General features: G+C 59.2%; 20 protein-coding genes and 1 pseudogene. 12 read left to right on the plus strand and 9 right to left on the minus strand.

Annotation, left to right across the window (positions count from 1 at the left end; translation table 11 throughout):
* The 4 genes and pseudogenes from BSU04_RS46930 to BSU04_RS41755 all read left to right on the plus strand — a co-directional run.
* A pseudogene (locus BSU04_RS46930) lies at nucleotides 1-300 on the plus strand (chitinase); the annotation flags it as partial.
* A 17-nt stretch (nucleotides 301-317) separates the two neighbouring features.
* The gene (locus BSU04_RS46090) at nucleotides 318-914 is read left to right on the plus strand and encodes a hypothetical protein (protein ID WP_144021517.1); all 597 of its coding nucleotides are present in this window, start codon (nucleotides 318-320) and stop codon (nucleotides 912-914) included.
* Nucleotides 915-1,044: 130 nt separating this feature from the next.
* Complete coding sequence (locus tag BSU04_RS46095) at nucleotides 1,045-1,524, plus strand: hypothetical protein (RefSeq protein ID WP_144021518.1); 480 nt, start codon at nucleotides 1,045-1,047, stop codon at nucleotides 1,522-1,524.
* 270 nt (nucleotides 1,525-1,794) lie between these two features.
* Nucleotides 1,795-2,208 (plus strand): response regulator, encoded by a 414-nt coding sequence (locus BSU04_RS41755; RefSeq protein ID WP_256983883.1) that lies wholly within the window; start codon nucleotides 1,795-1,797, stop codon nucleotides 2,206-2,208.
* A gap of 33 nt (nucleotides 2,209-2,241) precedes the next feature.
* Here the strand turns inward: BSU04_RS41755 and BSU04_RS41760 are convergent, their stop codons facing one another.
* Complete coding sequence (locus BSU04_RS41760; RefSeq protein ID WP_089166047.1) at nucleotides 2,242-3,048, minus strand: endonuclease/exonuclease/phosphatase family protein; 807 nt, start codon at nucleotides 3,046-3,048, stop codon at nucleotides 2,242-2,244.
* Nucleotides 3,049-3,127: 79 nt separating this feature from the next.
* Nucleotides 3,128-3,631 carry a hypothetical protein gene (locus BSU04_RS41765; RefSeq protein WP_089166048.1) on the minus strand — a complete coding sequence of 168 codons (504 nt, stop codon included), beginning with the start codon at nucleotides 3,629-3,631 and terminating at the stop codon, nucleotides 3,128-3,130.
* Between the two features lie 406 nt (nucleotides 3,632-4,037).
* Here BSU04_RS41765 and BSU04_RS41770 point away from each other — a divergent pair, with 406 nt between their 5' ends.
* From BSU04_RS41770 to BSU04_RS41790, 5 genes are all read left to right on the plus strand, one after another.
* The gene (locus BSU04_RS41770; protein WP_089166049.1) at nucleotides 4,038-5,015 is read left to right on the plus strand and encodes an AAA family ATPase; all 978 of its coding nucleotides are present in this window, start codon (nucleotides 4,038-4,040) and stop codon (nucleotides 5,013-5,015) included.
* Between the two features lie 220 nt (nucleotides 5,016-5,235).
* A complete protein-coding gene (locus BSU04_RS41775; protein ID WP_089166050.1) occupies nucleotides 5,236-6,336 on the plus strand; it encodes an NAD(P)/FAD-dependent oxidoreductase in 1,101 nt (366 codons plus the stop codon).
* 178 nt (nucleotides 6,337-6,514) lie between these two features.
* Nucleotides 6,515-6,826: a high-potential iron-sulfur protein gene (locus BSU04_RS41780; RefSeq protein WP_089166051.1), complete on the plus strand. Its 312-nt coding sequence runs from the start codon at nucleotides 6,515-6,517 to the stop codon at nucleotides 6,824-6,826.
* Nucleotides 6,827-7,076: 250 nt separating this feature from the next.
* Nucleotides 7,077-8,396: an MFS transporter gene (locus tag BSU04_RS41785; RefSeq protein WP_089166082.1), complete on the plus strand. Its 1,320-nt coding sequence runs from the start codon at nucleotides 7,077-7,079 to the stop codon at nucleotides 8,394-8,396.
* 34 nt (nucleotides 8,397-8,430) lie between these two features.
* The gene (locus BSU04_RS41790) at nucleotides 8,431-8,742 is read left to right on the plus strand and encodes a cupin (RefSeq protein WP_089166052.1); all 312 of its coding nucleotides are present in this window, start codon (nucleotides 8,431-8,433) and stop codon (nucleotides 8,740-8,742) included.
* Between the two features lie 263 nt (nucleotides 8,743-9,005).
* Here BSU04_RS41790 and BSU04_RS41795 read toward each other — a convergent pair whose 3' ends face one another.
* Together BSU04_RS41795 and BSU04_RS41800 are read right to left on the minus strand one after the other, a co-directional pair.
* Nucleotides 9,006-9,275 (minus strand): hypothetical protein, encoded by a 270-nt coding sequence (locus BSU04_RS41795; RefSeq protein ID WP_089166083.1) that lies wholly within the window; start codon nucleotides 9,273-9,275, stop codon nucleotides 9,006-9,008.
* 139 nt (nucleotides 9,276-9,414) lie between these two features.
* Nucleotides 9,415-10,194 (minus strand): Mut7-C RNAse domain-containing protein, encoded by a 780-nt coding sequence (locus tag BSU04_RS41800; RefSeq protein WP_089166053.1) that lies wholly within the window; start codon nucleotides 10,192-10,194, stop codon nucleotides 9,415-9,417.
* A gap of 197 nt (nucleotides 10,195-10,391) precedes the next feature.
* Between BSU04_RS41800 and BSU04_RS41805 the strand changes: the two genes are divergently transcribed.
* From BSU04_RS41805 to BSU04_RS41815, 3 genes are all read left to right on the plus strand, one after another.
* The gene (locus tag BSU04_RS41805; protein ID WP_089166054.1) at nucleotides 10,392-11,291 is read left to right on the plus strand and encodes an NAD(P)-dependent oxidoreductase; all 900 of its coding nucleotides are present in this window, start codon (nucleotides 10,392-10,394) and stop codon (nucleotides 11,289-11,291) included.
* 368 nt (nucleotides 11,292-11,659) lie between these two features.
* Nucleotides 11,660-12,088 carry a hypothetical protein gene (locus BSU04_RS41810; protein ID WP_089166055.1) on the plus strand — a complete coding sequence of 143 codons (429 nt, stop codon included), beginning with the start codon at nucleotides 11,660-11,662 and terminating at the stop codon, nucleotides 12,086-12,088.
* Between the two features lie 10 nt (nucleotides 12,089-12,098).
* On the plus strand, nucleotides 12,099-12,464 hold the full coding sequence (locus tag BSU04_RS41815) for a response regulator (RefSeq protein ID WP_089166056.1): 366 nt from the start codon (nucleotides 12,099-12,101) through the stop codon (nucleotides 12,462-12,464).
* A 174-nt stretch (nucleotides 12,465-12,638) separates the two neighbouring features.
* On the opposite strand, the gene BSU04_RS41820 is transcribed toward BSU04_RS41815, so the two are convergent.
* The 5 genes from BSU04_RS41820 to BSU04_RS41840 all read right to left on the minus strand — a co-directional run bounded on the left by BSU04_RS41820 (nucleotide 12,639) and on the right by BSU04_RS41840 (nucleotide 18,560).
* Nucleotides 12,639-13,475 (minus strand): OmpW/AlkL family protein, encoded by an 837-nt coding sequence (locus BSU04_RS41820; protein ID WP_089166057.1) that lies wholly within the window; start codon nucleotides 13,473-13,475, stop codon nucleotides 12,639-12,641.
* A 102-nt stretch (nucleotides 13,476-13,577) separates the two neighbouring features.
* Nucleotides 13,578-14,825 (minus strand): DUF2957 domain-containing protein, encoded by a 1,248-nt coding sequence (locus tag BSU04_RS41825; RefSeq protein ID WP_089166058.1) that lies wholly within the window; start codon nucleotides 14,823-14,825, stop codon nucleotides 13,578-13,580.
* Nucleotides 14,826-14,942: 117 nt separating this feature from the next.
* Nucleotides 14,943-16,394 carry a DUF2957 domain-containing protein gene (locus BSU04_RS41830; protein ID WP_089166059.1) on the minus strand — a complete coding sequence of 484 codons (1,452 nt, stop codon included), beginning with the start codon at nucleotides 16,392-16,394 and terminating at the stop codon, nucleotides 14,943-14,945.
* A gap of 497 nt (nucleotides 16,395-16,891) precedes the next feature.
* Complete coding sequence (gene argC / locus BSU04_RS41835) at nucleotides 16,892-17,845, minus strand: N-acetyl-gamma-glutamyl-phosphate reductase (protein WP_089166060.1); 954 nt, start codon at nucleotides 17,843-17,845, stop codon at nucleotides 16,892-16,894.
* A gap of 148 nt (nucleotides 17,846-17,993) precedes the next feature.
* On the minus strand, nucleotides 17,994-18,560 hold the full coding sequence (locus BSU04_RS41840; RefSeq protein ID WP_089166061.1) for a flavodoxin family protein: 567 nt from the start codon (nucleotides 18,558-18,560) through the stop codon (nucleotides 17,994-17,996).
* Nucleotides 18,561-18,714: the final 154 nt, after the last annotated feature.

The following is an 18,714-nucleotide window of genomic DNA, read 5'->3' on the forward strand; positions in this document are numbered from 1 at the left end:
ATTGCCGCGAGTGTTGGCAGTTTCGCCGATCCAGAGGCCAACACCGGCTGGATATTTCTGGGCAAAGCACATGGTCATCAATTGATGGAGGCGGTGCTGTCGGAGGCGCACTTCGATCAGGTTGTCGTGTTGCCTAAACCCGTCAAGATTAACGCGGGAGATCTGATCGGGCATCTGGGCCACTACGACCATTTAAGAGAGCCGAGCGCGGGCAACCGGATGGTGCACATCGAGGTGTTCTGCGATGAGAAGATCAAGCCGTACATCGAGCAGGGCCGGGCGTGGGGCAAGGTACGTTAGGGCCGCTACTGGAAAGCATGCGGGTCGCCGACCCGATCGCATTTAAGGGATGTTTTGACTCCAATTCAAACTATGACGTGCTCGAAGCGGCGCTTTCTACAGGAAACCAAGCGGCATTGTTTAGTTGGGCAACGACCCAGCAAGCACAAAACAGAAATTGGAAACAGTCATTTGCAAATTTGGGCGACATATTGAGTTTCCAAGAGATGCAAGTTGATACTGCTAGCGCGGCGTATCATCCAGGAGTACTAAAATGTGTTGAATTTCTTCGAACGATTTCGCCGGTATTGATGAATCAGGTGGAGCTTCAATCATATTGTGCATTCTATGATCTTGCCGTTCAACAAAACAACTTGCATCCGGCAATAAGTCAAATCAAGGCTAGATATGAAAGTGAAAAACCAACGACTCAAAGAGGGCTTGTAAAAATCGCCCTCGAAGAGCGAGCTAGAAAGGCTTTGCCTCAATACGTCTCTGATTGTATGAGTCGTCGATTAGGCATACTCCAACAAAGCAGTTTTGCGAGTACGGAAAATGGAATTACTCGTCGTAGAACGAACGCGAATTTCGAACTAATTTCAAGAGATGCAACGAAATATGTCTGTAATATTTAAAATAATATCATGTACTGTCATGGCTTCTTATGCCGTTTTCGGATTCGATTTGGCGCGGGCGAGATCGGGCAGCTCCGTTAGCGAGTGCAGTTCGAGCCAAGAATGCATATTTCATCCGAGCAACAACGATATGCAATCTAAGTTGCTTTGTGAATCCTCTAATTTTTCTGTCGTATGGAAAAAAGAGAGCACAAAATATTTAATCCAATGCCGGAGTGGCGACTCAGCGGAGGACAACGTAATTTGGGTTGCCGAGAGGAAAAGAGATTTCTTAAGGCGTCTAAATTTCGGGCGCTTTATTGAAAAAGATATGCTAATGAATAAAAAAGATATATTAATTCACGATAAATTTTCATCGCGGAAACTTTGCCATCCCGTGGACGTCAAAAAACTTCAGCTGAGCGATTTTATTTTGCTTAATAAGCGATCCACTGGAGAAGATGATCCTTACTGTTATGACGTCAATTATTTAGCCATTGTAAATGGTAAATTAAGCTTGAGTACCAATGCTGGGCCGGTCAGGCTCGGTGATGCGAACTATCCTATGAGCTCCGTTGATGCAGGAGACCGGCTTCGGATAAATAAGCTTTTGGATGCACTAACTAGGTGAAGCGTCGCCCTTTGCTCTTCAAAAAATCCAAGATGAGAAGCCTTTTTTCGCTGGCGTGCGGCCGACGATAATTTGATGCGAAGCCTACTGCGGTCACCCGTACTTGTCGAGCATCTCTCCCATGAAGATTCCGGGTCACGTCAAGGTGCGTACGCAACTACAGCTAACGGGGCAGATCCACTTTCCCGGTATCATCCTGAAATTATCCGCGTGCATGATTCACTGAGCGTGCGAGCACCTTCAGAATTCTCAAAAATCCAGGAAAGTACCATGACGACGATCGACAGCGCGCCCGGCGAATCCACTCAACCGCGCCGGGTCTTGCTCGTCGATGACAGCGTCGATGCCGCCGAAGCCATGTCGATGCTGCTCGAAACGCTCGGCCACGAAATTCGTGTGATGCATGACGGCCTGAGCGCGCTTGCCATGGTCGATGACTTCGCGCCCGATGTCGTGATTCTGGATATCGGTTTGCCCGGCATGGATGGCTTTGAAGTCGCGCGGGAGTTGCGCACACGCGTAGTGACTAAAACCGCGTTGCTGATCGCGTTGACGGGTTACGGCGCGGACAGCGACAAGAAAGCGGCTCGCGACGCCGGGTTCGACCATCATCTGGTCAAACCCGTCTCTTTTACTGCAATAGAAACCGTGATCGCCGAGTCGCTTTCGGGTGGTTCGAAGTAAGGCGCGAAATAAAGCGCGAAGTAAAACCCCCGCTTACTCCACCCGCAGCTTGGCCATATACGGCAGATGATCGGACAGCCAGGCGGTGTCCTGCGTCGGTGTGATCCATTCAACCGGTTTCATACCGCGCACGAACATCTTGTCGAGCGCGAGCGCGGGCGAAAACGCCGGATAGGTCCGCCCGGATTCACCGAGCATGGTTGCCACTTCGCTCATCCCAAGTTCGCCGAAGACACCCACCGAATCGTTACGCCAGTCGTTGAAGTCGCCCGCCAAAACGAGCGGCCCTTCAGGCGCTTCCTTCGAAATCCACAACGCGATCCAGTTCATTTGCCGCAGCCTCGCCGCCCGCGTCAACGCGAGATGCGCGCACAGCAGCGTGACCGAGCGCCCGGCAAACGTGGCGCGTGCGACCAACAGGCCACGCCGCTCAAACCGATGCGCCGAGATGTCCCATCGTCCGCCCAGATCGAGCGGATGCGGCGAAAGAATCGCGTTGCCATGCCGCCACGATGGTTTGAACACGTTCTGCCCGAGCGCGATCTGTAAATCGAGCGATGTCGCTATTTCCGTCGCCTGACAATGCCAGATGTCATCGACCGGGGCATCGAGCGGATTGCCGAAGCTCGCCGCCAGCACCGGCTGCGGCATCCGGCGCGCCATCGCTTCCTGCAGGAAATAGGCATCCGCTTTGGTCGACTGGACCCAGCGCTGCATCGCGCTCCACGCCTGGAGGCCGAGCGGTGAGCGGCCCTTGTGCAGATTCCAGCTCACGGCCACGAAATCGGGGGTGTCGTGAGCGGAGGGAATGCCGGAGGTGAAATGTTCTGGATTTCGCATGCGATGAATGTTTTTACCGCGAAGTTGAACGGCGCGGTGCGGGACGCGGCGGCGTCGAGTGTGATCGACGCGCGGCGCGCTACTGCGCAGCCGTTGCCAGCGTCGCACGAACCTTGTAGGTGAGCGACGGATTTTTGTCGACGATCTGCCAAGTCGACCAGTCGCCCGGCTTGAGGACCAGCCCGGGATGCGTGGCGCTGACCTGACGCGGTTGGGGCGGCAGCTTGCAACCCGCCACGGTCACCGGTGCGTCATTGCTTTGCAAGGTTTCCTGCGCGTCGATCTGCAACGTGATGTCGTCGCTGTTGGCGTGGACGGGGGAAATGGTCAGGGTGCGCTGCAGGTCGATGTCGCCGGCGGGTTTGTCCGCGCAACCTACGTTGTTTTTTACCACGTGATGATGGGTATCGGTGCGGGCCTGGCCGACGCTGGTCGTGCCGGTGAAGCTGTCGATCTGCTGACCGTCCTGCAAAACCTGCAGTTCCCATTTGACCGGCTGCGGCGGCGTGCCTTGTGCAAGGGCGCTGAAAGGCGCGGCGATCGCGGCGCAGAACAGCAACGCTGCCGTATGGTGTTTCAACATGTGTGCTTTTCTCCTGATCCCTTATTACGTCCGGGCCATGGCCCGTTCGATCCGGGTAGCTTGCTTCTGACATCAATTTCTGACACTGATCCGCCGCGGGCGTTCAGCTCTGACGTGTTTCCAAAAGCTACCCGCGTGAACGCAAAAACTGCAGCAATCTCTTGTGTTCCGCCCAATCCGGCGATGCGCCGACTATGCACTTTCGCACTTCCCTACCGCACTTTCTGCACCCGCTCACAGCGGTTTTTTCCGCAGCGCAACCTGACGATCATACAAGCGCTTGGGCTCGCCTGCCGAAGCCATCGCATTTTTATGCGATTAGCAGCAGACGCCCGGGACTGCTCGCTTGCGTGCAGCTTTATGGCCGATAAACTGGATTTGCCAATCAATAAAACCGGGGAAAGCGATGAGCACCGCCGTAGTCAAACAAGAACTCGCCGTGGCGTCGTTCAGTAAGGTCTATGACCTGGACGAGGTGGAAACTGCGTTGAACGACCTGAGCGAAGGGGGCAGTGAGGCGCTGCGCGCGACGTACGAAAAGATGCTGAAAGCGGGCAATCTGCGCTTTTGCGTCAAACCGAACCGGATGCCGTCCATAGACGATCTGGTGGCGGATCTGCCCAATTTCCAGGAGCCGCTCAACGATGTCCGCAAGCAGATCGCGCTGTGCCTCGAAACCGAGGACCGCCTCGAATTGATGCCCATGCTGCTGCTCGGCGATCCGGGTATTGGCAAGACGCATTTCGCGAAACAGCTTGCGCGTTTGCTCGGCACGTCCTGCCATTACCTCGCCATGAGTTCGCTGACCGCGGGCTGGATCTTGTCGGGCGCGTCGTCGCAATGGCGCAACGCGAAGCCGGGCAAAGTGTTCGATGCCCTCGTGAACGGCAGTTACGCCAACCCGGTGATGACGGTCGATGAAATCGATAAAGCCACCGGCGACGCCCAATACGACCCGCTCGGCGCGTTGTACGCGCTGCTGGAACACGATACGGCGCAGAGTTTCATCGATGAATTCGCTGAAATACCGATCAACGCCGGCAATGTGGTCTGGATCGCGACGGCGAATCAGGCAAACACGATTCCCGAGCCGTTGCTGAACCGGATGAACGTGTACGAAATCGCGCCGCCGGATCGCGATGGCGCGCGCCGGATCGCTCAGTCCATTTATCACGAGATCCGCAGCGCACACGCGTGGGGCGCACGCTTCCCGGAAACACTCGGCGACGCGCCGCTCGACGCGTTGACGCAGGCTTCCCCGCGAGCCATGCGGCGCGCCATGCTCAATGCTTTTGGCAATGCACGCATCGATAACCGGCATGAAGTGCAGGCCCGAGACATCGAATTAGGCAATGGTGGACGAAAGAAATCGATCGGGTTCTGACCGCGTGTTTTGGAGAAATCTGCAAAAACCCCTCAAAATATGGCCTGAAACTGACTTTTTCCGGGCAAAAAAGCCATATTTCCTGATTTGGCCCGGATTATTTCGGAAAATGATGCCTTGTGGCGGTCAGTATTGCCAATCGCACAAAAAGCGCAATAAAGCGCGTGAAGCGATCGTAAGCGGTCGTAAGCAGTTGTGCCGGCTGGCCTAGAATAGTGAGATGGACAGAATCGAATGTGTGGTGATTGGCGCAGGCGTGGTCGGACTCGCCGTCGCGCGGGCGTTGGCCGCGCGCGGCCGCGAGGTGATCGTGCTCGAGGCGGGCGGCGCGGTCGGGACGGGCACGAGTTCGCGCAATAGCGAGGTTATCCACGCGGGGCTCTATTACCCGCGCGGTTCGCTGAAGGCCGATCTGTGCGTGCGTGGCAGGGCGATGCTCTACGAGTATTGCGACGCCCATGGCGTCCCGTACAACCGTTGCGGCAAACTACTCGTCGCCACGGCGCGCAACCAGTTGCCCCAACTGACGGCCATCCAGAACAAGGCTGTCGAAAACGGTGTTACGGACCTGGTTCGCGTAAGCGGCGCCGAAGCCATGGAGATGGAGCCGCAGCTTCAATGCGTGGAAGCATTTTTCTCGCCGCAGACCGGCATTATTGATAGCCATCAATTCATGCTCGCGCTTCAAGGCGACGCGGAACGCGACGGCGCCACGGTGGCGTTTCATACGCCGGTTACGGATATCGACGCCCGCGACGGCGCGTTTATCGTGGAAACGGGGGGCGAGGCGCCAACGGCCTTCCAGGCCGGCTGTGTGGTCAACAGCGCGGGGCTGTCTGCAAACCAGATCGCGCGAAGCATCCGCGGGCTCGACGCGCGCCATGTGCCGCCGTTGTATTTCGCGAAGGGCAACTACTTCACCGTAAGCGGCCGGACGCCTTTCGATCGCCTGATTTACCCGATGCCGAATGAAGCCGGACTCGGCGTGCATCTCACCCTCGATATGGGTGGGCATGCCAAGTTCGGCCCTGACGTGGAATGGATCCAGAAGATCGACTACACCGTTGATCCGCAGCGCGCGGCCAGTTTTTACGCAGCCATTCGGGCGTATTGGCCGAATCTTCCCGACGATGCACTACAACCCGCTTATGCAGGTATTCGGCCGAAACTTTCCGGGCCAGGGCAGCCGGCCGCCGATTTCCTGATCCAGGGACGGGCGGCGCACGGCAAGGCCGGGTTGGTGAACTTGTTTGGGATTGAGTCGCCCGGGTTGACGGCGTCGCTGGCGATTGCGGAGAAGGTCGCGAAAATGCTGGGTTGACGGGCGGGTGCCTTAAAGTGACTTGAATTCGGGTGACCTGAGGGCAAACCCGCTGCGACCTTTCGCCATCGGTTATCTATAAGATTTGGCTTAGTTTGTGGTGCTTCACGTTGATATGCTTTGGAGATCGTCGTCGACAAGAACGGCGCACACCCCCAATACAACGGAGCACATTCTCATGAAGTCCTCACGACGCACGTTCCTGATTTCGAGCATTGGCGTGGCATCGGCACTGGCGGTATCGCGTACCGCGTTCGCTGACCCTGTCAAACTGCCCGAATCAGATTCAATGGCGCAAAGCCTCGGCTACAAGCTCGACGCCACAACCGTCGATAAAGCCAAATTCCCGCGCTACGCCGCCGGCCAGGATTGCGGCAATTGCTCGTTCTATCAAGGCAAAGCCACCGACGCATTCGCCGGCTGCCCCATGTTTGCGGGCAAGCAGGTCGCATCGAAGGGCTGGTGCAACGCTTATAACAAGAAAGCCTGACAAGAAAGTCTGAGCAAGCCGGAGCAGACCGGCAACGTAGCCGGTGCTCATCGAACGCGCCCCGCCTGACAGGCCGGGCGCGTCTTTGTGTTGCCGCTTGAAAACGATCTCAGCGCTCTTTACACTCGCCAAGGCATTTGACCCAGCGTGTCAAAGCGTCAAAGCGTCAAAGCCTCAAAGTGCCGCACCCTCGACGCACGCGATGAACCCCAGCGCAACCGAAACGCCCCACGGCGAAGGCGACATGGCAATGGTGAGATCAGGCAACGCCAGTGGCTCACGTGCCTTCAGTAAAACGCCGAACACGCGCGCGGTCGTGGCGGCCGTGATTGGCAACGCGCTCGAATGGTATGACTTCGTGGTCTTCAGCTTCATGACTGTCGTGATCTCGAAGCTGTTCTTCCCCACCACCAGCGACTATTCCTCCATCCTCCTGACCACCGCGACCTTCGGCGTGGCATTTGTGCTGCGGCCCATCGGCGGCATCGTACTCGGTCTTTACGCCGATCTCGCGGGACGTAAAGCGGCGCTGTCGCTCGTGATTGCGTTGATGACGCTCGGCATTTTCCTGCTCGCTATCGCGCCGCCGTACGCGGCCATCGGACTCGGCGCACCGCTGATCATTGTGTTCGCGCGGTTGCTGCAAGGCTTCTCGGCCGGCGGCGAGTTCGGCAGCGCGACGGCATTGCTGATCGAAGCGGCGCCGTTCTCGCGGCGTGGCTTCTACGGCAGCTTCCAGATGGCGAGCCAGGCGGCGTCGCTGCTGCTGGGTGCTATTGTCGGATCGATCATTACGCGCACCATGTCGCCCGAAGCGCTGATGTCGTGGGGTTGGCGCGTGCCGTTCATCTTCGGGCTGATCATCGGGCCGGTGGGTTTTTACCTGCGGCGTAACATGCTTGAAACCGAGGCGTTTATCCATGCGCAAAAGATGGCGCGGCGCGCGACGCTCGGTGAAGTATTCCGTGAACATAGCCGCGAAGTGATGTGCGGACTCGGCGCGGTCATTGCGTTGACGGTGACGGTGTATGTGCTGATCGGTTATCTGCCGACGTTCGCCGTCAAGCAACTGAAACTGCCGTTTGGCCAGTCATTCACTGCGTTGATCGTGGGTAACTTGCTGTTGACGGTGCTCTCGCCGGTAGCGGGCGCATGGTCGGACAGGATTGGCCGCAAGGGTTTGTCGCTGTGGTCGCTGATCATCACGCTTGTGATCATTTATCCGTTGTTCGCGTGGCTTTCCGCTGAACCTGGAGTGGCGCGATTGATTATCGTGCAGGGTGTTTTGTCGGTGACGCTTGCCGGTTATTACGGGCCGTTCGGCGCGCTGCTAGCCGAGTTGTTCCCGACGCATATCCGCTCGACGGGGTTATCGATTGCGTACAACATCGCCGTCATGCTGTTCGGCGGCTTTGGTCAGTTCGTGGTGACGTGGCTCATCAAGGTTACCGGTTCGCCGCTCGCTCCCACGTTCTACGTGATGGCGGGTATCTCGCTCTCGATCATTGCGGTTGCCTTCATACCTTCCGCCCGTCATGCCGATGTCGACGAAGCGCGGGTCTTGTCTTGATGTTTTGATCTCTTGATCTCTTGCCGGATGACCAATGAAAGTTGTTAAAAGCCGCGAATTTACCGCCGAGCGCGCGTGGGGCGCACTCGATATCACCACGATGAACGGCGTCTCATGCCGCCTGCACTGGACTGACGCGCCGTATAAATGGCACGTCAACGAAGGCGAGGAGGTCTTCGCGGTCATGCAGGGCCAGGTGCGAATGCGCGTGAGGAGAGAGGGCGTGGAGGAAGAAGTGCTACTCGATGCCGGCGATATCTTTCACGCCCAGCTCGGCGATGAACATGTCGCCGAGCCGGTGGGTGTCGCGCGAATCCTGGTGATTGAGAAAGAAGGGAGCGTTTGAAATAAGTTCGCGCGGGCCTGTCGAGGTTTTCCGGCCAGATAGGCGGTTGGCGTGCTCGCATGCAGTACTTGCACAAATTTTCGGCCTGTCGGGTGAGGCTTCGACCGAGGGCGCGCGTAAAAAAGCCGTTCCGCAAGACGCCGGAACGGCTCCTCTATTCAGCAGACGATATATTCGCGCTGCGCTTCGGCCCACGACCATCCGCGGTTATCACGCCGCCTTGAGCCCGCCTGAGGTCATTTGCGCAAACTCAGCGGACGCGCTTAAACCGCCGCCTTGCGTTCCAGTCCGGCCTTGACCAACAACTCCGTCAACGCTTCCGTCATTCCGCCCTCGTGCTTGGCGGCATGTTCCTGCAATTGCTTGACGAGATCGCTGTCCAGCTTGCAGGCGAACGGCACGAGTCCTTTTTCCTGATCCAGACGGCGCTGTTCGCGTTTGTCCAGCTTCGGTTGCCCAGCTTGCGGGCCGAAGCTCGACGCGCTGTTTTGCTTCAGGCCGTTGGCCAGCTTGAGCGCCTTGTTTTTTTCCATATCGAATTTTTTCACGCGAAGCTCCAAAAGCTATAAAGGCACAGTGCCGAGGCGCGTATTGTACGCACCTCCCGGCTTGAGCCAGCACTGAGCCGTTTCTGCGCTGTTTCTGAGTTATTACTGAGCCATTATTGAGTCATTAGCCGGACGCTGGAACAGGCGGATTACCTGGCGCACCTTCCATCAATTCTTCGATCCGCGCCCGCATCCGCCTCCAGTGCGACCCTTCCCAAAATACCCTTCTGCAGACATCGCACGTGACAAACCGCGCGTGCCGTTCAAGCACACCTTCCGGCACGCGATCGATCACCTCGTCCGCGCTCGCGCGACGCAGTGGCGCGTTGCACATCAGGCACAGCCGGAACGGGCGGACATGCTGCGCAAGCCCGAGCCGGGTCGCGACTTCGCGCCATTGCGCATCGGGTTGCAGCGTGCGCACATAGCAGCCGTGGACCAGCGAGCGGCGCTTCAGTAATTCGCGATCGCGCGTGAGCACCACGCGATGTTCGGCGAGCGCAAGCTGCTCGATTTCATCGTCGGGGAAATGATTGTCGTAGCGAGTATCGAAACCGGCTAACCGGAGCAGTTGAGCCAGGCCGCCAAGATGGGCATCGGCGATAAAACGCAGCGACTCCAGCCGCAATGGGGCGCGCAGCGGATGCACGATTTCAAGCGCGCGAGGCATCACGCCGGGCGGATAGACATCGATAGAATCGGCGTCTTCCATAAGGGTATCGAAGCCGGTGGGCAGACCGTTGCGTAGAATCAGCGCTATCTCCGTGTGCGGCACGCCGAGTGCTTCGATCATATGCTTGGTCGTCGACGCCACCGGACACACGCACGCAAACACCTGTTCGCGCTGCGGCCGCGCCAGGAACTCATTTAACTCCCGATGGAAACGGAACGTGGCAGTCGTCATGGATTCGAGTATCGCATCGCTTCGACGCGGCTGCTTTGAGGCGTGTCGAAGTGGGGCGAGTGGCGGGCATTTGAAGTCGTCAAACGCAACGAAAGTTGCATGGGACCAGAGTAATCCGCTAAAGCGGGAACTCTGGTCGACCGCAACGGGTTGCATGGGACCAGAGTAACCCGCTAAAGCGGGAACTCTGGTCGACAATGGAGCACAGCATGGACAAGATGGACATCGGATTTATCGGACTCGGCAGCATGGGCGGCGCCATGGCGCTAAACGCATTGAAGGCTGGCCACACGGTGCGCGTCTGGAACCGTTCGCCCGACGCCACCAAGGCGCTCGCCGAACAAGGCGCGCGCGTGGTTGCATCAGCGGATGAAGCGTTCGCGGGCGACGCAGTGTTCTCCATGCTCGCCGACGACTCCGCGTTACGCGCAGTGCTGCTGGACAGCGGCTTGCTAGAACGCGCGCCGAAGGGATTGGTACACGTGAACATGGCCACGATCTCGGTGGCGTTCTGCGAGGAGTTGGCGAACCTGCACGAGCGCCACGGCGTGGCGTACGTCGCGGCACCCGTGCTCGGGCGGCCGGACGTGGCGGCGGCGGCCAAACTGAATATCGTGGCGGCGGGCGCCAATGACGCCATCGCTCGCGTGCAGCCTATCTTCAATGTCATCGGCCAGAAGACGTGGCGCGTCGGTACCGCACCGCAACACGCGAACGTGTTCAAGCTCGCGGCGAACTTCATGCTGGCATCGGCGATCGAAACCACTGCTGAGGCCGCGTCGCTGATGACGGGGCATGGCATCGATCCACACGCATTTCTCGACGTGATCACGAACACCCTGTTTCCGGGTCCGGTGTACCAGGGCTATGGCCGGATGATCGCCGACAACCGCTATGAACCGGCGTTGTTCAAGGCCCGGCTTGGCCTGAAGGACGTTCGGCTGGCGCTCGCTGCGGGCGACGCCGTGAACGTGGCGCTGCCGGTGGCAAGTCTGGTGCGCGACAACCTGATCGACGTGCTCGCCCAGGGCGACGGCGACAAGGATCTGGCCGTGCTGGGAAAGGTCGCGGCGCGGCGCGCGGGAAAGAAGGTGTGATCAATACGGTTTGATTTTTGCTCGCTGGTAAAAGTAAAGTCCGGATGCGGCGGCGTTGTATCGACAATAAATAGAGGCAATGGACGGGAACGTCCCTATACTTGTCGCGCCGTTCGCCTCAGGTTCGGGATCGTTTCGAATTTGACAGCATTCTGGACAGCATTCGGTGGCGCACATACGGACACACGCCGCTGGTGCAGGCTTTTCAAAAGGTCTCGTCGACGACGAAACCGGCTTGGAAGCTGGTTTGGAAACGACTCGGAAGCTGGCTTGAGAGCTGGATTCTGTGTCGGTTTCAAGGCCAGCTTATAAAAAGACGAAGCGGAGACAGGACAGCGCCCACTATGAAAAGCACTCTTCGGGGTCTCATGTTCGTGGCGGCATCGGCGGGCCTTGCATGGGCTTGCCTGAGCGCGCCGCGGATCGCTCTCGCCGACGACACTCCCAATCCCTGCGATGCACTCAAGCGCATTGTGGCGGCCGCACCTGATGGCTTCACCTCCTTGCGACCCGACGATGGCAAAGCTGTCGCGCAGCCTTATGGCAGCGACGCGCAGTGCGCGGCGAAAGCCGGCACCTATAGCTGTACGTGGACGAAGGGGGCAAACGCCGGGTCGGCGGCGGATGCTTTGCAAGGCGTGGCGGCGGACATTGCCGCGTGCTTGCCGGACGCGACACACGATCAAAACTCGGCGGGTCGGCAGCATTTTTATATTGGCGCGCGAGGGCAGCGCACGCAGATCACCGCAGCCACCGCGGGTGCCGGAAAGTTGACGCTCGCGGTGTCGGGCAAATGAGGGGACGGTCGTGACCAAGCGAGTACTCATAGCCGATGACGACGACGACGCCCTAAGCTGCCTGGCGAACTTGTTGACGGGGCTGGGCCATCAAGTGGCGCAGGCGTCGTGCGGTGCGCAGGCGCTCGATGTGGCGCGGCAATTCGGACCGGAAGTTGTGATTCTGGATCTGGGCATGTCGCCAATGGACGGTCTTTCCGCTGCGCGTGCTTTGCGAGCATTGCCCGAGGGCCCGGCGATGCTGCTGGTTGCGCTGACTGGCTGGGGACAGCCGCAACATCATGCGATGACGCAGGAAGCGGGTTTCGATATTCATCTGGTGAAACCGGTTTCCATCGATCAATTGGGCTTTATTCTCTCGATGACTCAGCCTTGATGTTGTCCGCTCGCAACAAATTGACGTGGATCGATAGGAGGATGTTGCGCTGCACCAATAGTTTTGGTACAGTGGGGTTGTCTCCTCCATGTCTCCACTGATATGGATTCAGCCCGCCCATCTTAGGCGGGCTTTTTTTTATCCTTTTTTAGCCCTTTTCGGCCCCACGCGCCGTCAAAACCGATACGAAACCGCCAAGAACGTAATCAGCGGATCGGCCTTCAGCCGTGTCTTCGTCGTAGCAAGTTCGGTCCCATCGGCCGCCTTGATAATCAACGACGATGTCGTCTTCAACGGAATGTAGGTAAGCGAAGCGATCAAACCCCAGTGTTTGTCGAAGTTATAAGTCGCGCCAAGATTGAACACCGGCTGCCACGACGATGAAGCCTTCGCCTCAACCGATGTTGGTCCCGGTTTGCCCGCGCCCGCAGCCAGCACGGCGCCAAGATTATTCTGCGTCGATGTCTCGAAACCGTTGGTGAGCTTGATGTTCGTGAAGAAGTTATACGACACGCCAATGCCCGCAAACGGCCGGAATGCAGCAGTCGGCGCATTGAAGTAATACTGGAAAATCAGTGCCGGGCTCCACTGCCGCACGCTCTTCACGATCGGATTGGTCTGATCGAGATTCTGGTTGCCAAGCGCGCCCGCCGGCCCCGGCGGCTGGATCGTGCCGTGGCCATCGAGTTCGAACTCAGGCGGCACACCGCCCACGAACGTGGTCGCAATGTGATCGGTGAAAAAGTGCGTGAAGACGAGGCCGAACGTATCGGCGCTCTTCGTCGACAAACTCGTCCCCGCCGACGTGAATTGCGACGGCAACCGCAGCGGCGTATTGATCGGCGTGGGCGCTACATGCGTGGTCAGCGCATCGCTCGAATCCTGCGGCATGACGTGGAACCAGCCGAGTCCCACGACGTTATCGCCGGCACTCTGTGCATGGGCCGACAGCGACGCACACGCAGCGACCGCTGCCGCCAACGGTTTTCCCGCAGCCAAAAGCTTTTTCATTTCGTCTCTCTTCGGTTACAGGCCGTCATGCGAACGCGGCTCGACTTCGTAGAAAACCGGGCGTTGTTCGCAAGCAGCCGTTCTTGATGGGCTGCCGGACGGTTACTGCACAAATGAGCCGATGGTGTAATACGGTGTCGCCGGGTCGCTCTGGTCGAGGTAGCCGAACACGCCGCCAGAGAAGATGAACTTGCCGGTCGGCGTCGTGCCGGTCGACGCACCCACCACCGTCGATGTCACCAGACCCGGAATCGTCTCGGTGTAATCGAGATTCAACGCACGCGACAACGCAACCTGCGACGGCTGGAACGGATCGATCAAGGTGGCCTGCGTGCCGCTGAGCGCGGTCGTGCGGTAGTCGAAGGCGTTATCCACGCCGACGTATTCCCCGTTCACCGATCCCGATGCCACGCTGGTTTGCGGCGACATCATCGAAATGCCGGATTCGTCGTCGGCGAACGGCGGAATGCCCGTGGTGATCGTGGCGTTCGCCGTGCCGGTACGCACGAGGATCGGCACGTTCTGGCCACGCAGCTTGCCCACGATCATGTAGCCCTTGCCCAGCGGACCGGCGGCGAGTGTCGGGTTGCCTTGCCCAAGGAAGTTGTTGGTGACGAACGCACCGCTGCCATCGGGCGATTGCGTGAAGTTCGATCCCGCCTGGCTGCACTTGCCGGCATTCACGCCGGTGTTGTCGCACTCTTGCCAGGTGCCGTCGGCATTGATGGTGATCTTCGAATCGACAGAGATGCGTGCGTAGTTTTGCGATGGGATCTCGTGATAGCCGAGTTGGCTATATGTCCCGGCGACATTGGCGAGATTGGTCTCGAGCATCGAGAAACCGATGAACGGGTAGTACGGGAAGATCCGGTCAGGGACAACACCTTGGCCGAGAATCCCGCCGAACTGCAGTTCCTTGCCCGGAATCGTGCCGCCCGCCACTCCTTCGCCCACGAAGATGCGCGCGGGACGCGTCGGGTCGAGCGTCGCGCCGTTCAACTGGTATGCGCACTGATTGAGCTTTTGCGTGGGCAGGCCGGTTTCCATCGTCAGCGTGCCGGTTTGGGAGGTGCCGGCGCGGGTTGGAGACACCGTGCCGGTGACGGCTGGAATCGGAGATTCCACATAGGTCACTTGCCATGTGAGTTTCGTCGTGTCGAGTTGCAGCTTGATGAGTTCGCCGCTGCCGCCGCCGCCGGTGAAGGTGGTCGTGTAGTCAAGCGACGCCGGGCACAGCCGGACGACCGGCGCTTGCGGCGCATCGCTGCCCCCGCCGCAGCCGCCGAGGAACGGCGTGACGCTGGCGACTGCCGCACCCATCGCACCCAACGCAAAAGTTCTCCATTTCATACTGCTGTCTCCATCCACATTTGTTCGTTCGTCTTTCGTTGGTAGCCGGCGCGTGCCGGCTACCCTGGTCGTGAGTGCTTGTCGTGTCCGTCGGTGCGACCGCGTGCCCGGCAGTGCTTATTTGCTGAGCAGCGCGCCGATGCCGAAGTACGGACTCGCCGGCGTGTCGGCGTTAGCAGACGTTGAGCTCAGGCCGCCATTCACCGTGCTGCCTGCAATGAAAATGCCGTACAGGCCGCCCGCCGAGATCAGCGCACCCTGGCCGCCGTTCTGGTCCTGCACGCCGATCAAGCCTGGCAACTGTTGCGCGTAGCTCATGCCGAAACCGGTCTCGGTAGCCTGCGTCGATGGATTGATGAACGAGCCAACCGGACCTTGCAGCAGCGCCGCCGTGTACTTGAAGTTCGAATCCGCGCCGACATAACCGCCATCGAACGCGCCCGACGTAAGCGCCGTGGTCGGAGCGAGCATGGCGATGCCGGATTCATCGTCGACTTGTGCGGCGGATGTGTTCAGCGGCGTGAGTGGTGAGGGCACGAAGACCTGGCCCGTACGCACGACGATCGGCACGATCGCGCCGTTGATCTTGCCGATCACCATGTTCGCGTTCGCCACTGCCGGGAACGTGAGCTGGCCGACGAGCGGCAATACGGGTGTCGAACGTTTGCCCTGCACTTGCGGGGCGACCGCGCTGGTGAAGTACGACCCGCCGGCGTTTGCCGTCCACGCGCCGCCCGTCGTCTGGCAAGACGTATTCGATGCAGGCACGGGCACTGTGCAGTTGCCGGCGGTATCGAAGGATTCCTGTGCTTGCGTGGTCGTGGTCGAGTAGTTGTTCGATGGAACCAGGTGGTACAGCAGCGCGTTATACGTGCCCTTGAGATCCGCGACGTTCGTGCTCACCGTCGAGAAACCGATGAACGGGTAGAAGTCGAAGTGGCGGTTCGGCACCGGGAACAGTGACGGAAAACCGGGGATGGCGTGGACGCCGTCGGCGGTCAGCGTCGCGCCGCTGTACTGCACGGTCGCACCCGGAATGCCGCCGCCGGCCACGCCCTGACCGATAAAGATGGTCGGCGGGTTCGCCTGGTTGAACGCGGCCGCGGTGGTGTAGATCGATCCATCCGATGCCTGGCCACCGCCCGGCGTCAGCACGAACGCGCAACGCGTTTGCTCCGCCGTGGGCAGGGTGCCTGCCGGCGGGTGCACCACGGCACCGGCGATGGTTGTGCCCTTGCGGGTCGGGTTGACGGTCCCGGTGACAAGCGGAATTGGCGACTCGAGCCACTTCAGCGTGTATTTCATGTTCACCGCGTCGATGTTCAGGCTCACGATCTCGCCGCTGCCCGCGCCGCCCAGATACGTGCTCGAGACAATGTCCGCGTTGGCCGGGCATAGCGGCGCGGCGCCCGCACCCACACCCGGCGCGCCTTGCGTGCCACAACTCGCGCCCGAACATTGCGGCGTGTTGATCGGACCCGGGTTGTCGGCGTTGCCGCCACCGCACGCAACAAACAACGGCGCGCTCGCAAGTGCGAGCGCAAGTCCTTTCGAAATGGCATACGGCATACCGCTGTCTCCCTTATCTAGTTTTGCGCGTGTAATTTCGCTGTCACCTTTTCGTGTGTCAACCGACTGAATCGTCTAATGCGTCGATTCAAACAGCAGTGTTCCGGCGGTGCCTTGACTGATAAGGCGCAGACGGCGCATTGAAACAAAAGTTTTTTCGTAAGGTGAATTAGAGAAAATCTGTTTCGATACGATGCAAAACGAAGAAGGTTTAAGTGCGAAAACGCGTAATCATCGACGAACGAACGTTCGTAAATAAATTAGGATAATCCCTAGGAAAACCGCGGCGGAAGTTCTGTTTGACCTGCGTGGAATTTGCGAGGCGGAGATTTGAAAACGAGGCCGAGGCGCTGACTGGGTGAATAGAAACGCGGATTACAACAATGCGGGTTAAAACGCAGGCGTGAAAAAGCCGGTTTCGCACAATGGCGGAAACCGGCTTTTAGCTGGGTTGAGCGCTTGGCGCGCTCAGCTTTGCTGGAGTCGCGAAAATAGGCTTAGCGCGAGAGCCCCGCTGCTTCGTCGACGCCGATTGCAAGATTCATGCACTGGATCGCCGCGCCGGACGCACCCTTGCCCAAGTTGTCCAGCCGGGCAACGGTGACGAACCGCTCGTCGTTGCCGAAGACGAACAGCTCGACCCGGTTGGTATCGTTGCAAGCCTGGACGTCGAAGAAGCCGTCGTCGAGATTGCCGTCCGCATTGAACGGCAATACGCGCACGAATGGTTCGTTCGCGTAGTACTCGGCAAACAACGCCTGCACGTCTTGCGGCCTGGCGGTGCGCGACAGTTGATTGGGCGAGAAGTACGTGGTGACGGCGAGACCCTTCAGGAAGTTGCCGACAATAGGCGTGAACACCGGTGCATGCTTCAGTCCCGAGCGCACCGCCATTTCCGGTAGGTGTTTGTGGGCAAGACCCAGCGCGTAAGGCCGCGGGCTGTCGAGCTTCGGATTCCCGCCTGCTTCATAGTCCGCGATCATCTTCTTGCCACCACCGCTGTAGCCGGTGATGGAATACGCGTGCGCGGCGAAATCGGCGGGAACAAGGCCCCCTGCCACCAACGGCTTCATTGCGAGCAGGAAGGCCGACGCGTGACAACCCGGCACCGCGATGCGCTTCGCAGTACGCAAACGCTCCCGCTGCGCCGGCATGAGTTCGGGAAGGCCGTATGCCCAGTCGTCGTGCGTGCGGAACGCCGTGCTGGCGTCAATCACCACCGTGCGGTGGTTATCCGCGTTCACCAGCGAAACCGATTCGCGCGAAGCGACGTCCGGCAGGCACAGGAACGTAACGTCCGACGCATTGATCAGCCGCCGGCGCTCTTCCACGTCCTTGCGCCGGGCTTCTTCTATACGCAACACCTCGACGTCACGCCGCTCGGACAGATATTCGAAAATCTTCAGGCCGGTGGTGCCTTCCTGTCCGTCGACAAATACTTTCGTGGTCATCTCGATCTCGCTGGGTCGGTCGCGCCCGGAGATGATGGAGCCCGAGCGCGGTCAAAACGCCATTTTAATGCGCTTCCGCGACAACGCGATGGCATTGCCGGGCACATCGGCCGATCGGTCTGAAAAACGTTGCAATGCCGTCAAATAACTACTTTGCGTTCCAGCGCGCCGCGACGGCCGCGATCCTTGCACCGAACGCTTTGGCCGTTTCCAGATCGCCGGGCGGCGGGGCCTCGTCAGGCGAGGCATCGGCCGGCGATTGCGTCAGCAAGCCTGAAAAACCACCGACATAGTTCAGATCGTTGCGGGTGGCCGCCTTCGTGTTAGACGGCATCATGCCCGTGCCGGCCCAGATCATGCCGTGCTGCATCGCGAGCGTGACGAGGTAGGCAATGGTCGAATGCTTGTCGCCGTTCATGGTCGCCGAATTGGTGAACCCGGCCGCGATCTTGTCCTTCCACGATTGCGCGAACCACGGTTTGGAGCTCGCATCGGCAAATTTCTTGAAGTCGGCTGACGGACCGCCCATGTACGTGGGCGCGCCGAAGATGATGGCGTCCGCGGCGTCGAGCTCGGTCCAGCCGGCGTCGTCCAGGTCACCGACGGCAAGCAGTTTCGCGTCCGCGCCGGCATCGATCGTGCCGGTGAGCACGGCTTCGGCGACTTTTTTCGTATGGCCGTAGCCGCTGTGATAAACGATAACGATTTTCGGCATTTCATTCCCCGTTTGCGACACAAAGTCGCGGGTTGCGCAAGAACAACCGGAACCACGCGACTTCGCGATAACTTGGCCGGTTGCCAAAAAATGACGCCGGCGGGTGATAGTTCACCGGCGAGTCTAGCAAAGCCAAATTGGACCTGCCGACGCG

It is taken from the genome of Caballeronia sordidicola, assembly GCF_002220365.1.
Taxonomy (GTDB): domain Bacteria; phylum Pseudomonadota; class Gammaproteobacteria; order Burkholderiales; family Burkholderiaceae; genus Caballeronia; species Caballeronia sordidicola_C.

Excerpts from the sequence above, each read along its gene's own strand:
- BSU04_RS41825 (WP_089166058.1), bottom strand. The coding sequence starts at position 14,825 with ATGAAATGGAGAACTTTTGCGTTGGGTGCGATGGGTGCGGCAGTCGCC.
- BSU04_RS46095 (WP_144021518.1), top strand. The coding sequence starts at position 1,045 with ATGCAATCTAAGTTGCTTTGTGAATCCTCTAATTTTTCTGTCGTATGG.
- BSU04_RS41820 (WP_089166057.1), bottom strand. The coding sequence starts at position 13,475 with ATGAAAAAGCTTTTGGCTGCGGGAAAACCGTTGGCGGCAGCGGTCGCT.
- BSU04_RS41765 (WP_089166048.1), bottom strand. The coding sequence starts at position 3,631 with ATGTTGAAACACCATACGGCAGCGTTGCTGTTCTGCGCCGCGATCGCC.
- BSU04_RS41840 (WP_089166061.1), bottom strand. The coding sequence starts at position 18,560 with ATGCCGAAAATCGTTATCGTTTATCACAGCGGCTACGGCCATACGAAA.
- BSU04_RS41810 (WP_089166055.1), top strand. The coding sequence starts at position 11,660 with ATGTTCGTGGCGGCATCGGCGGGCCTTGCATGGGCTTGCCTGAGCGCG.
- BSU04_RS41795 (WP_089166083.1), bottom strand. The coding sequence starts at position 9,275 with ATGGAAAAAAACAAGGCGCTCAAGCTGGCCAACGGCCTGAAGCAAAAC.
- BSU04_RS41770 (WP_089166049.1), top strand. The coding sequence starts at position 4,038 with ATGAGCACCGCCGTAGTCAAACAAGAACTCGCCGTGGCGTCGTTCAGT.
- BSU04_RS41790 (WP_089166052.1), top strand. The coding sequence starts at position 8,431 with ATGAAAGTTGTTAAAAGCCGCGAATTTACCGCCGAGCGCGCGTGGGGC.
- BSU04_RS41760 (WP_089166047.1), bottom strand. The coding sequence starts at position 3,048 with ATGCGAAATCCAGAACATTTCACCTCCGGCATTCCCTCCGCTCACGAC.
- BSU04_RS46090 (WP_144021517.1), top strand. The coding sequence starts at position 318 with ATGCGGGTCGCCGACCCGATCGCATTTAAGGGATGTTTTGACTCCAAT.
- BSU04_RS41775 (WP_089166050.1), top strand. The coding sequence starts at position 5,236 with ATGGACAGAATCGAATGTGTGGTGATTGGCGCAGGCGTGGTCGGACTC.
- BSU04_RS41805 (WP_089166054.1), top strand. The coding sequence starts at position 10,392 with ATGGAGCACAGCATGGACAAGATGGACATCGGATTTATCGGACTCGGC.
- BSU04_RS41830 (WP_089166059.1), bottom strand. The coding sequence starts at position 16,394 with ATGCCGTATGCCATTTCGAAAGGACTTGCGCTCGCACTTGCGAGCGCG.
- BSU04_RS41785 (WP_089166082.1), top strand. The coding sequence starts at position 7,077 with ATGGTGAGATCAGGCAACGCCAGTGGCTCACGTGCCTTCAGTAAAACG.
- argC (WP_089166060.1), bottom strand. The coding sequence starts at position 17,845 with ATGACCACGAAAGTATTTGTCGACGGACAGGAAGGCACCACCGGCCTG.
- BSU04_RS41755 (WP_256983883.1), top strand. The coding sequence starts at position 1,795 with ATGACGACGATCGACAGCGCGCCCGGCGAATCCACTCAACCGCGCCGG.
- BSU04_RS41800 (WP_089166053.1), bottom strand. The coding sequence starts at position 10,194 with ATGACGACTGCCACGTTCCGTTTCCATCGGGAGTTAAATGAGTTCCTG.
- BSU04_RS41780 (WP_089166051.1), top strand. The coding sequence starts at position 6,515 with ATGAAGTCCTCACGACGCACGTTCCTGATTTCGAGCATTGGCGTGGCA.